This window comes from Janthinobacterium darwini (assembly GCF_051380905.1).
Taxonomy (GTDB): Bacteria; Pseudomonadota; Gammaproteobacteria; order Burkholderiales; family Burkholderiaceae_D; genus Janthinobacterium.
This window is the reverse complement of sequence record NZ_JBNYXX010000003.1, coordinates 504,670-516,638: the sequence shown is the minus strand read 5'-3', so window position 1 is coordinate 516,638 and position 11,969 is coordinate 504,670. Positions and strand designations below refer to the sequence as shown.

9 protein-coding genes are annotated in these 11,969 nt (G+C 61.2%); 2 read left to right on the top strand and 7 right to left on the bottom strand.

What is annotated here, in order from left to right; translation table 11 throughout:
- Positions 1 to 171 precede the first annotated feature (171 nt).
- Together ACQ4WZ_RS20775 and ACQ4WZ_RS20770 are read left to right on the top strand one after the other, a co-directional pair.
- A complete protein-coding gene (locus ACQ4WZ_RS20775; protein ID WP_436574403.1) occupies positions 172 to 630 on the top strand; it encodes a hypothetical protein in 459 nt (152 codons plus the stop codon).
- On the top strand, positions 620 to 928 hold the full coding sequence (locus ACQ4WZ_RS20770) for a serine O-acetyltransferase (protein ID WP_257562244.1): 309 nt from the start codon (positions 620 to 622) through the stop codon (positions 926 to 928). The genes ACQ4WZ_RS20775 and ACQ4WZ_RS20770 overlap by 11 nt, the downstream gene beginning before the upstream one ends.
- A gap of 25 nt (positions 929 to 953) precedes the next feature.
- Here ACQ4WZ_RS20770 and ACQ4WZ_RS20765 read toward each other — a convergent pair whose 3' ends face one another.
- From ACQ4WZ_RS20765 to ACQ4WZ_RS20735, 7 genes are all read right to left on the bottom strand, one after another.
- Positions 954 to 2,414, bottom strand: coding sequence for a mannose-1-phosphate guanylyltransferase/mannose-6-phosphate isomerase (locus ACQ4WZ_RS20765; RefSeq protein ID WP_436574402.1), 1,461 nt, complete (start codon positions 2,412 to 2,414; stop codon positions 954 to 956).
- Positions 2,415 to 2,696: 282 nt separating this feature from the next.
- Complete coding sequence (locus tag ACQ4WZ_RS20760) at positions 2,697 to 3,965, bottom strand: glycosyltransferase family 4 protein (RefSeq protein ID WP_436574401.1); 1,269 nt, start codon at positions 3,963 to 3,965, stop codon at positions 2,697 to 2,699.
- Positions 3,946 to 5,256 carry a nucleotide sugar dehydrogenase gene (locus ACQ4WZ_RS20755; RefSeq protein ID WP_101484366.1) on the bottom strand — a complete coding sequence of 437 codons (1,311 nt, stop codon included), beginning with the start codon at positions 5,254 to 5,256 and terminating at the stop codon, positions 3,946 to 3,948. The genes ACQ4WZ_RS20760 and ACQ4WZ_RS20755 overlap by 20 nt, the downstream gene beginning before the upstream one ends.
- Entirely contained in the window at positions 5,253 to 7,268 is a 2,016-nt protein-coding gene (locus ACQ4WZ_RS20750) for a heparinase II/III family protein (protein ID WP_436574400.1), read from the bottom strand. Before ACQ4WZ_RS20750 ends, ACQ4WZ_RS20755 begins: the two co-directional genes overlap by 4 nt.
- A 7-nt stretch (positions 7,269 to 7,275) precedes the next feature.
- Positions 7,276 to 9,144 carry an asparagine synthase (glutamine-hydrolyzing) gene (asnB, locus tag ACQ4WZ_RS20745; RefSeq protein WP_436574399.1) on the bottom strand — a complete coding sequence of 623 codons (1,869 nt, stop codon included), beginning with the start codon at positions 9,142 to 9,144 and terminating at the stop codon, positions 7,276 to 7,278.
- A gap of 29 nt (positions 9,145 to 9,173) precedes the next feature.
- The gene (locus tag ACQ4WZ_RS20740) at positions 9,174 to 10,253 is read right to left on the bottom strand and encodes a glycosyltransferase family 4 protein (RefSeq protein ID WP_436574467.1); all 1,080 of its coding nucleotides are present in this window, start codon (positions 10,251 to 10,253) and stop codon (positions 9,174 to 9,176) included.
- A gap of 147 nt (positions 10,254 to 10,400) precedes the next feature.
- Entirely contained in the window at positions 10,401 to 11,612 is a 1,212-nt protein-coding gene (locus tag ACQ4WZ_RS20735) for a glycosyltransferase family 4 protein (RefSeq protein WP_436574398.1), read from the bottom strand.
- Positions 11,613 to 11,969: the final 357 nt, after the last annotated feature.

Sequence of the window (11,969 nt, the reverse complement as noted above, 5' to 3'; positions counted from 1 at the left end):
CAGGCGAAACAAAGCGCTGTCCACGTCAAGACGGGTAACCCCAGGTTTTTTCCCTATGCCCCCGTTGTCTGACTGTGCATGTATCGATCAAGTATGTTTCTTCATGAGATCCCAGCAAATGGGATTGCGGATAACAACGCCCCCACCTAAATTCATCTTATCAAATCAGACATGGGAATGCATAAATCAATTTTTTATGCTGCATTATTCTTAATTATCAATTTCCTTGTGGCATCATTTCTTGATAAGTTAGAAATACTATTCGTTGAGCACAACAATATGGATACGGTTATAATTGCTAAAATTATATCAAGCAATCTTTTATTATACTGGGGCGCACATGTCAGCATGGATGGAATTAAGGGCAGATACCTATCGTCAATTTGGCCGCAGCAGCGCGCTATTGACGCTGCAGGCTGCGATACGCAGTCGCACATTCCGCGTGGTGGCAACGGCCCGGCTATGCCAGGCAGCGCGCAATGCCAAAGGCCCGGGGAAGTTGCTGCTGCCAGCATGCAAGCTGCTGCATCGATGCGCTTCCTCGATGGCTGGCGTGGATTTCCCTTGGCAAACAAAAATTGGGGCCGGTTTTGCCCTGACGCATGGCTGGGGAATGGTCATGAGTCCTGACGCAGTCATTGGCCGAAATGTGACATTATTTCATGGCGTAACGCTGGGGCGGCGTGACCGCATCAGCGCAGATGGACAGCGCATTACGGGCTACCCCACACTGGAAGATGAAGTATGGGTCGGTCCGCATGCGATCATAACGGGCGGCATCACTATAGGGCGCGGCAGCCGCATTGCGGGCGGCGCCGTCGTCAGCGAGAACATCCCCCCGTACTCCATCGTTGCAGGAAACCCTGGGGCAATCATCAAGAGCGACTGCATTCCCGACGTCATGCATCCGGCTCCACTTGACGAGTAGTGCACCGCACAGCCCCAGGCGCCCATCAGACACGCCGATACACATCCTCCAGGCGCACGATATCGTCCTCTCCCAGGTAACTGCCCGACTGCACCTCGATCAGGTGCAAGGGCAGCTTGCCCGGGTTTTCCAGCCTGTGCGTCATGCCAATGGGGATATACGTCGATTCGTTTTCCGTCAACAAGGTCACCTTCTCGCCGCACGTGACTTGCGCCGTGCCGCTGACCACCACCCAGTGTTCGGCACGGTGATGGTGCATCTGCAGCGACAGCTTGCCGCCAGGACTGACCGTGATGCGCTTGACCTGGAAGCGTTCGCCGATATCGATGCCTTCATAGCTGCCCCACGGGCGGTACACCTTGCGGTGCTGCACATGCTCGCTGCGCCCTGCCTGCTTCAAGTGATCGACCACCTGTTTCACGCGCTGCACCTGGTCCTTGTGCGCCACCAGGACGGCGTCGTCCGTTTCCACCACAATCAAGTCCTGCACGCCGAGCACGGCCACCATGCGGCGCTCGGCGCGCACCAGGCAATTGCTGACGCCATCGAGATATACGTCGCCGCGCACCACGTTGCCGTTGGCGTCACTCTGCTTCTGCTGCACTTCCCACAGGGCCGACCAGGAACCGACATCACTCCAGCCGATGGCGGCCGGCAGCACCACGGCATGCGCCGTATGCTCCATGACGGCATAGTCGATCGAATCGGATGGGCAGGCGGCGAAGGCCTTCTCTTCCAGGCGGCAGAAATCGAGGTCGCGATAGCCATCGCGCACGGCCGCCTCGCTGGCGGCCAGCATGGTCGGCTGGAACTGCCCCAGCTCGCCCAGATAGCGTTCGGCGCGGAACATGAACATGCCGCTATTCCAGAAATAATTACCGGCGGCAAGGAACGACTGCGCCGTGGCCAGGTCCGGCTTTTCCACGAAGCGCTCGACCTTGCAGCCCACGGCCCCCGGGCTCACGGGCGCGCCGCTACGGATGTAGCCATAGCCCGTTTCCGGCGCCGTCGGCACGATGCCAAAGGTGGCCAGTGCGCCATCGGCCGCCAGCAGAGCCGCCTGGGCGATGGCCTGGTGAAACGCGGCAACATCGGTAATGACATGGTCGGCCGGCAAGACCAGCATCAGCGCCTGTGGGTCGATGGCCAGCAGAAAGTGCGCAGCCACGGCGACGGCTGGCGCCGTGTTGCGCCCCACGGGCTCAAGCAGGATGCCCAGCGGCGGCAAGCCGATCTCGCGCAGCTGCTCGGCCACCATGAAGCGGTGCTCATTGCCGCACACCACCAGCGGCGGCATGACGTCGATATCGGCCAGTCCGCTATCACCGGCACGGCGGTTGGGCAGGCCGAGCACGCGCAGCGCCGTTTCCTGCAACATGGTCTTGTCCGTAACCAGCGGCAACAACTGCTTGGGCAGCACGGCGCGCGACAGCGGCCAGAGACGTGTGCCCGAACCGCCGGACAGGATGACTGGATAAATTTTCATGGTGTCATTTCAAAAACAGTTTATTGGGCAGCATACAGGGCCGGCGGGGTTGCAGCGCAGCGCAAGCTACGGCGGTCGCGTGCATTACCCCAGGCCTCAGTCTCATACTGGGAAACATGCAGCATCTGGCCGGCACGGTCGACACTATAATCCTTGAAGGCGATCCTTTCATCAAATACCACGCCAGGCTGCACGCGCGTGCCCTGGCCTGCCGCCAATATCATTGCTGTCACGGTCGAACATGCTCCATCAGGGTTGCGCCTGGCTGGCCAGGCGACACACTCAGCGGCCGTCCTTGCTCAAGGTCACGGAAGCGGCAGGCGCGGCAGCGGGAAACAGGCGCGCATACGCGGCCAGCAGCTTGGGCGCTTCGTATTCCCACTCCAGCTCGTTGACCACGCGATGGCGGCCGAACGCCCCCATCTGCTCGCGGCGGGCGGGGTCGTCCAGCAATTCGACGATCTTGCGCGCCATGTCGACAGGATCGTTTTTCACTGCATACAAGGATGCCTGCTGTGCGGAAACCTTGCCTTCGACCAGATCAAACTGCACAATCGGTTTGCCCAGGGCCATGTATTCCATGATCTTGTTCATGGTCGACTTATCGTTCATGTCGTTGGCAACGTCCGGGTTCACGCACACGTCCGAGGTGTTGAGCATTTCCAGCAATTGCTGGTCCGGCACGCGCCCCGTAAACGTCACGTAGTCGGCAATGCCCAGGTCCTGCGCCATCTGCTTCATCTGTTCCAGCGAGGTGCCGCCGCCCACCAGGCCGAACTGCACATCCTCGCGCTTCAAGGTCTGCACGATGTATTGTGCCGCCTGCAGCAGCAGATCGATGCCTTCCTGCGCGCCCATCACGCCCACGTAGCCGACCAGGTAGCTGCGGCCCTTCTTCAGTGCTGGCACGGGCGGCAGCACGCGCAAGCGGTCCAGCTTGGGTCCGCTGCGCACCACGTAGACATCCTCGGGCTTCATACCGCCCCGCTCGATGGCTATCTTCTTGTACGACTCGTTGGTGGCGATCGACACGTCGGCGCTCTGGAACGACCAGCGCTCGAACAGCACCATCAGCTTGTAAAAGAAATCGCGCCGGCCGAACTTGGCTTCGTACAGCTCGGGGTTGATGTCATGGTGGTCGAACAGGAAACGCTTGCCCATCGTCAACTTGAAGAAGCCGCCGATGAGGAACAGCAAATCAGGCGGATTACAGGCGTGAACCACGTCGAAACCACGGGCAAAATGGACTTTCCATGCCAGGCGGAAGGTATGAAACAGGGCCAGTGAATATTCCACCAGGTAACCCTTGGCCCCTTCCGCCTCCAGCGGCAGGTTGTAGCGGTAGATATGGATGCCGTCGATGGCTTCGTAGCGCGCTTCATAGCCCTTGCCCGTCGGGCAGATAATCGACACTTCATAGCCGTTCGCATGCAGGGTGGTCGCCTCCTGCCACACGCGCCGGTCGAATGGCGAAGGCAGGTTTTCCACCAGGATCAGCACCCGCCTGGGCTGGGCTCCCATGCCCACGGTTTTACCAGCAGATGCCGTCATACTGTTCTCCACTTTGTTCTTTGCTGATACGCACCAGGTCGACGATGTGCTGGTGCGGCCGCAGGCTGTTTGGTACGGTCTTGAATTCGGCCGCGCCATTGCCGATGACGATGGTGTCGGCAAAATCGAGCACGTCCTGCATGTTGTCCACCATCAGCTTGGAAATGTGCGGGATCATGTTCAGGATGTAATCCTGGTTGGCGCCCGTCAAGGCGGCCAGGTTGACATTCTTGTCGTACAGCTTCAGCTCGTAGCCCTTGCCCAGCAGATACTCGATGACATCGACCAGCGGCGACTCGCGCAAGTCGTCCGTACCGGCCTTGAACGAAAAGCCCAGGATACCCACTTTGCGCGCGCCCTTGTCGACGATCATCTTGATGCCCTTTTCCACTTGCTTCTGGTTCGATGGCAGGATGGAATTGAGCAAGGGCAAATCGAGGTCCAGGCTGCGCGCCTTGTAGGTCAGTGCGCGCACGTCTTTGGGCAGGCACGAGCCGCCGAAGGCAAAGCCCGGCTTCATGTAGTACGGCGACAGGTTCAGCTTGGTATCCTGGCAGAAGATTTCCATCACCGTGTGGCCATCGATGCCGACAGCCTTGCAGATATTGCCGATTTCATTGGCGAACGCCACTTTGACGGCGTGCCAGGTGTTGTCCGTGTACTTGACCATCTCGGCCGTTTCCACATCTGTGCGCACCAGCGGCGCGTCCATCTTTTCATACAGCTGCACCAGCAGCGCGCCGGCCTTTTCATCGGACTCGCCGATAACCGTCTTCGGCGGATTGTAGTAATCGTAGACGGCCGTGCCTTCACGCAGGAATTCCGGATTGTTGCACACGCCGAAATCGACGCCAGCCACCTTGCCGGAGGCCGCTTCCAGGGTCGGGATCACCAGCGAGCGCATGGAGCCGGGCAACATGGTCGAGCGCGCCACAACGACGTGGAAGCTGTCTTTTTCACGGATGGCGGCGCCGATTTCCTGGCACACCTTGCGCACGTGGCTCAGGTCCAGGTTGCCATTGAGCTGCGACGGCGTGCCCACGCAGATGAGCGACATGTCCGAGCCGAAGACGGCGTCGCGCACGTCGAAGGTGGCCCGTAAATGGCCGCTCTTCACGGTGGCGGCGATCATCTCGCCGATGTCTTTTTCAATGATGGGCGTGGTGCCCTGGTTAATCAGCTCCACCTTGGTCCTGTTCGGATCAACGCCGATCACTTCGTGTCCATCCGTTGCCAGACAACCAGCCGAGACGGCACCCACATAACCCAAACCAAATATGCTAATTTTCATGTTTTCCTCGTATTTTCTGACAGATCAGGGGTAGCCAAACTCAGGTGAAACTCCGTGCGCAAGGTGGCCGTGCCTTGCAGCCGCCCGCGCCAGACCAGCACAGGTGCAGCCTGCTTTTCATCAAAACGGCGCGAAATCCAGCCCAGCGGCGGATCGTCGCGGCCACACACCAGTTGCACGGAGGCATCCGGCAAGGGCGGCAAATGCATTTCCAGCGAGAAAGCGTCACCCGCCACGCGCAGCACATGGCCGTCCAGCTGCAAGCGGCAGCGGGGATCGAAGTGCCAGAACTGCTCCACCTCATGCGCCCCCTGGCATTCGAGCACGTCATCGACCACGATCAGCGCGGCGCCGGGCGCCACGCGTACCTCGCGCCGATGCAGCACAGCATCTTTCAAGCCCAGGTAGCCGTCATGGCTGGCGCTCCAGAATTGCCCGTCGGCATCCTCACGCCACGCCAGGCACTGGGCCTGGGCCTTGCGCAGCCACAGGAAGTTGCCGCCCGACTCGGACTGGTCGCGGCCATCGATGCGCACGGTGTTGTGCGCGCTGGTGCCGCGGAAATAGTCGCGCCACTGTTTTTGCGTGTGATAGGCATAGGTGCCCGGGTCGACCAGCACCGTCTGGCCCGCCACAGATAAGGTCAGCGCCAGCGCATCGGCGTGGCCGTGTGCGGCAATGCCCAGGTAACCCAGCGGACCGGCATCAGCGGTCAGGCGCACCTCACCTGGCGTATCGAAACGCGCACCCATCACGTAATAACCGCCATCGGGGAAAGCGCGCGGCAAGGTTTCGGGCGCAATGTCCGGCAAGGCGTCAAACGCCTGGCTGCCTGCCGCACCCAGCAGCCAGGCGCTTTTCTCGTCGAAGGTGCGTGCCTTGGCCTTGAAATCGGCGCGACCGAACAGGGCCGCGCCGCTGGCCAGCAGCGAGGTGTAGGGATTGGCGCCCGGGGATTTGTCCCAGTGCGCCAGCAGCGCGTCGTCTGCGTCGCCGATCATCGGCACCTCGCCCGCCACGTTCGTCATGGCGGCGATAAATTCCAGCATGGCTTCCAGGCGTTGCAGGAAAGCGGCGGAGCGGGGCCGGCCATTCGCGCGGCCCGCCAGCACGCACAGCAGCATTTCGTCGGCCACCGTGTGCTGGTAATAAATAGCTTGCTCGCGGTTCACGCCATCCGCGCCGTTTTGCTTGAGCGCCTGCGCTTCCAGCTCGCGTTCCGTTTGCGTCAGCCAGCCGGCACTTTCCGGCCAGCAAGGCCATGTGAGCGCGGCGATATGCAAGCCCGTCAATTCACCAAACAGGTGGTTGTTGGCCGATGAGTGACGCGAAAAGTGGCCGGCGATGAAGTGGCAATGCTGGTAGATGCTGTCGAGCCAGCGCTGCAGGAACGCCTGCCCTTGCGCGCCCTCAAATAGGGGGCTGTTGATGCCACCTAGCAAGTGCCACGCATGCGACCAGCTGACCAGGCGCAAGGCCAGTTCCAGCGCGCTGCTCCAGTTCGGCCCCAGCGGATACGGACACTGCTGCCACCACGATTCGAGCAAGGCTTGCGCCCCGCGCGCATGGCGCAGGTCGCCGCCCAGTCGATACGCCATCGCCAGGTCGGCCACGGCCAGGTGGCGGTTCGGTTCCCACAGGCATTTGATGTCACCCACCACCGCTTCATCGCGGTAATTGAGTGTCTTGCCAAAGCCCAGCGGCACCACGGTGCCCGTCTTCGGATCGCGGTTCCATTGCGGAGGGAAACCCAGGTCCGCATCGCGCAAGGCAAAGACGTCGAAGCGGCCCGCCAGGATGCGTTCGGCGGCCGCCTGGTGCGGCGCCGCATCAATGGGCAGTCCCAGCCATGGCGCGCCGAAACGCTGGCGCACAGCGGGTGGCGGCGCCAGCGCCAGGCCGTAACCACGCGCCTGCAGCCGTTGCTGCACCGCATCGCGCACGCGGTGCGCCACCTCGGGCGCCCCCATGGCGCGCAAGCGGTTCAGTTTCCAGGACAGATTGCTCAGCATGGGCCTCTCACAAATACTGGCGATGCCAGATTTCCAGGGTGAGCAAGCTCCACAGCAGCTTCTCGTGGTTTTGCCGCCCAGCCACGTGTTCAGCCAGCACCTGCTGCAGTGCTTGCGCATGGTAGTAGTGGCGCGTGCGCGACTCGGCGCCCGTCAGGTGCTCGTACAGATAATCCTTCATGGGCCCGCGGAACCATTCGTTGACGGGCACGCGGAAGCCCACTTTCGGCCGTTCCAGGATGGCTTGCGGCAGCAGCTGTTTCATGGCTTCGCGCAAGATCCACTTGGTGGTGCGGCCGCGCACGCGGTACTCGTCCGGCAGGCTCGATACATACGCGGCCAGTTCGTGGTCCATGAAGGGCATGCGCGCTTCCAGCGAGGCCGCCATAGTCATGCGGTCGCCCCGCTCGAGCAGATTGTCGGGCAGCCAGCTCAGCTGGTCGAAGCACAGGATGCGGCGCAAGGCGCTGTTGCCGGCGCTGCCACAGCCCAGCGAGGGGTCGCGCTGGCGCGACGGCGCCGGCATGGCCACCAGGCGCGCGCGTTCCTGGTCGGACATCATGCCGAACCAGCGCGGCATGCGTTCGTCGAACGCTTCCAGGCCCAGGTTGACGATGGCCGTCTTGGCGCGCCGGAAACGGTAGGGCAAGGCGCCGATGGCCGGCTCGATCAGGCCGTGGCGCAGCAAGCCCGGCAGCATCTGATAATTGCCCGCATAGCGCTCGTACACGTGTTTGGGGTAGCCGCCGAGGATTTCATCGGAGCCTTCCCCCGTCAAGACCATCTTGACCGTCTTGCGCGATTCTTTCGCCAGCAGGTAGATGGGAATGTCGGACGGCTCGGCCACGGGGGCGTCGCGGAAACGCACGAGGTCGGGCAGCAAGGCGATGACCTGGTCGACGGACACTTCCAGCTCATGGTGTTCCGTGGAAAATTGGCGGGCAATATCGGCCGCATACGCCAGTTCACTGAAGCCGCCCTCCTTGAAACCGACGGAAAAGGTTTTCACGGGCACGCCCGCATGGCGCGACATCAGCGCCACCACGGCGGACGAGTCGATGCCGCCGGACAAGAAAGCGCCGAAAGGCACGTCGGAAATCATGCGGATGCGCACCGATTCATCGAGCTTGTCGAGGAAAGTGGCGACGGGGTCGGCCGGCAACGGCACCGCCAAGCTGGGCCGACTGTCGGGCGGCGTGTAATACACGCGCTCGCGCAGCACGCCGTTTTCCCATGTCGCCGTGGAACCGGGCGCCAGCTTGCGGATACCCTGGAATAAAGTAGCCGGGCCCGGCACGTAGCGGTAGGCAAAATAATCCCAGATGGAGGCCTGGTCAGCCTGCGGCGCCACGTCCGGCAAGGCCAGCAGGGCCTTGATTTCCGAGCCGAAAGCCAGCTTGCCTTCGTGCTGCCACAGAAACAGGGGTTTCTTGCCGAAGGGGTCGCGCGCCATGAACAAACGCTCATGGCGCGCATCCCAGATAGCAAAAGCAAACATGCCGCGGAAGTGCTGTACGCACTCCTCGCCCCATTGCACGTAGGCATGCACGATGGTTTCCGTGTCGGAAGCCGTGCGGAAATAGTGGCCCAACGCGATCAGCTCGTCGCGCAGAGGCTGGAAGTTATAGATTTCACCATTGAAGATGATTTGTACATCACCATCTTCATTGCCCAGCGGCTGGTGCCCCGTGGCGATATCGATGATGGACAGGCGCCGGTGCAACAAGCCCAGCTGCCAAGCACCATCGGCGCTATTGGCCAGCAGCACGCCCGTGTCATCGGGGCCGCGGTGCGCGATGGCGCGCCCCATGGCGTCGAGCGCAGCCGGCATGCCGGCGACGGACGAAGGGAAAATCAAACCGGCAATACCGCACATAATGGCTCGCTTAAAAAATAGGGGACCGGCTAGAGCGCTGGCGACGCCAGCAACGCACTGTAGACGCGGCGGAAATCCTGCGCCAGCCGCTCGACCGTATAGTGGCTCTCGATGCGCTCGCGACACGCCTGTCCCATGCGCTGCAACAAGGCGCGGTCGCCATCGAGGCGCACGATGGCATCGGCTAGCGCCTGCGGATTGCGCGGCGGCACGAATACGCCATGTATGCCATCCTGCACCACATCGGGAATCGCACCCACGGGGCAAAGCAGCGCCGGCGTACGCGCCGCCATGCTTTCGAGCAATGCATACGGCAAACCCTCGTGATACGTGGGAAAGGCGAACAGGTCGGCATTGCGCCACGCCGCGTCTTTCTCCGCACCAAATTTTTGTCCCAGGAAAGTCACTGTGTCCTCCAAGCCCAAGGCCGCCACCCGCTCGCGCAGTGCCGCCTCGTCCGGACCGCTGCCAACCAGCGACAGGCTCGCCGCCACGCCGGCACCGCGCACCAACTGCATCGCCTCGATCAGTTCAAACAGTCCCTTGCTTTCCACCAGGCGGCCCACGTACACCAGAGACAACGGGCGCTGCGGCGCAAGCGGCTTGGCGCCCGCGTCCAGACCCGCATCGATGGCGTTCGGAATCACCTCCAGCGCCAGGGTTGCATCGAAGCTGCGATAGCCGCGCAATTCGCACTGCGCCAGTAGCACCACCGCATCGGGCAGGCGCAGGACGCGGCGCAGCAGGCCCGTCAACAGATGCCGGCCACCGAAAAACTCTTGCGGCAAGGCGCCGCCATGCACCTGATAAACAACCCTTTTACGCATCAGCTTGGCAATTGCCAGATACACGACATCGCGCCAATAGCTCTTGGGCTCCATCGACGTATTCAAATGCACGATCGCCGGACGCTCACGCAACAAGGCAATGAGAAACAGGACAGGGCTAAGCAAGAGGCGCCACACTTTGCCTGGCAGCGATTCCCCCCTGCCCTCGCTACCGACTTGAAAAAGCACGAAGCGAAACTCACGCGGTAACGCTGACTGCAACAGCTGATTCAAGTGAGTGCTCACCCCACTGACGGCACCCAGGGAAGGACCGAGCAACATGATAGTAGTCATATCCGGGAGTATAGTTTATTTCTTAGCAACAAGGTTGGCAAAAACACGACATTTTTCCAAAATAGTTTTATTGTTGTTTAATGACTCTACTGCGCCCATGACATAACAACCTCCCCCACAACTGTGCTAGCGCCGTCAGGGAAGCGCGGACAACAAGGTACGGTAGCGCTTGGCCAGCATGGCAGCCAGTTCGCGGTAGCTGCGCTGCGCTTCGATAAACGCTGGCCCCGTGGCGGCGCGTTTGCGCGCGGCAGCAGGATCGCCCAGGATTTCGTTCAATGCCTGCGCCAGCGCAGCGGGGTCGCTGGCGGTCAGCCAGCCGGCGCCGCTACTTTGCAGTACATGTACTTGGTCTGGCGTGTCATTCCCCACGGCTGGCATGCCAAGCGCCAGGTACTCGAGCAGCTTGGTGGGCGAACTGACGTCGTACAGCGGCCCGCGGGGGATGAATGACACGGCTGCATCGGCGGCAACCAGCAATTCCCACGCCTGCGCCGATGGCAGCCAGCCCGTGATACGCACGGCCTCGGCCAGTCCTAATTGACGCACATACTCGAGCAGCATGACTTCATCGTGTGGCGTCGGCGAATTGCCTATCAACAGCAGGCAAGCCGTCGGCGAAGTTGCGCGCATGATCGCCAGCGCGTCGATCACCCGTTCCAGCTGGCGCGACTTGTCCAGCGTACCGAGATAGGCAATCAGCGGCACATCCTCCCAGCCTTCCGGCCGGAGCGGCTGAGGCTGGGACTTGCCGAGCAGCTCCATATCAACGCCCATCGGCACCGCTGTCATGCGCTGTCCTGCAATACCCTTCGCCTGCAGCACCGCCAGCATGGCGTCACTTTGCACGAAAACGTGTTGCGCGCGCGGCAAGACCACCTTGTACAACAAGGCCTGCTCCAGCTGCCCCTTCCATAGCACCAGCCGGCTACGCCAGCCTGCGCCGCGCTGCAATTGTTCCTGCGCCCGCTCAATGCGCCCTTCGCTCATCAGGTACGACACCCAATAATAGAAGGGAATGCCCTTGCGTCGGGCGATCAGCATGGCCAGCCAGCCCAGCGGTACCATATCGCGCACCTGGATGGCATCACACTCTCCCCGTTTCGCTTCCAGCAAGGCTTTCAGGCTCAGCCACAAATAGGCCAGCTCACGACGCACCCGGCTACGCTGGTAAGCTGGTCGACGCACCGAGCGGAAGCCTTGCAGGTCGGGGGCATCGGGAGACGCCTTGCCGACCACATCGCACAGTACTTGGTGGCGGGGCAGATACTTGCCAAACAACACGCTGACATCGGCGCGGAAAGTGGGCAAGGTCTCGGGCACGAACTGCAGAATTTTTAGGAACATAGTCGATCAGAAAAATAGCCGAAAAATGCAAATAGAGGCCGAATACGGCTCACTACGACGGAAAAAACTTGCAGAATATATCACCATTCGGCAAAAAATTATCTTGATAACATCTTTTTACGTGCATATGTCGCTCGGGATGTAGTTAATGTGATAATTGCATTTTTTTGGCGAGGCGTCGATGATGCATATTTTGTTGTCGCAAGCTGGCAACTATCGCGATGGAGTCAATCATTTGCGCCAGCGCAAGTGAGCATCGTTGGGCCGGCAAACGCCGCTGCAGGGATACATAGCAAGAAATGCATTCTGAAGTCCATGTTCTCCCCACCATTGCTGCGAGCGTGCGGCCCCTGGACG

Coding starts and splice junctions, on each gene's coding strand:
- ACQ4WZ_RS20750 (WP_436574400.1), bottom strand. CDS start 7,268: ATGCTGAGCAATCTGTCCTGGAAACTGAACCGCTTGCGCGCCATGGGG.
- ACQ4WZ_RS20760 (WP_436574401.1), bottom strand. CDS start 3,965: ATGACGGCATCTGCTGGTAAAACCGTGGGCATGGGAGCCCAGCCCAGG.
- ACQ4WZ_RS20770 (WP_257562244.1), top strand. CDS start 620: ATGAGTCCTGACGCAGTCATTGGCCGAAATGTGACATTATTTCATGGC.
- asnB (WP_436574399.1), bottom strand. CDS start 9,144: ATGTGCGGTATTGCCGGTTTGATTTTCCCTTCGTCCGTCGCCGGCATG.
- ACQ4WZ_RS20755 (WP_101484366.1), bottom strand. CDS start 5,256: ATGAAAATTAGCATATTTGGTTTGGGTTATGTGGGTGCCGTCTCGGCT.
- ACQ4WZ_RS20775 (WP_436574403.1), top strand. CDS start 172: ATGGGAATGCATAAATCAATTTTTTATGCTGCATTATTCTTAATTATC.
- ACQ4WZ_RS20740 (WP_436574467.1), bottom strand. CDS start 10,253: ATGTTGCTCGGTCCTTCCCTGGGTGCCGTCAGTGGGGTGAGCACTCAC.
- ACQ4WZ_RS20735 (WP_436574398.1), bottom strand. CDS start 11,612: ATGTTCCTAAAAATTCTGCAGTTCGTGCCCGAGACCTTGCCCACTTTC.
- ACQ4WZ_RS20765 (WP_436574402.1), bottom strand. CDS start 2,414: ATGAAAATTTATCCAGTCATCCTGTCCGGCGGTTCGGGCACACGTCTC.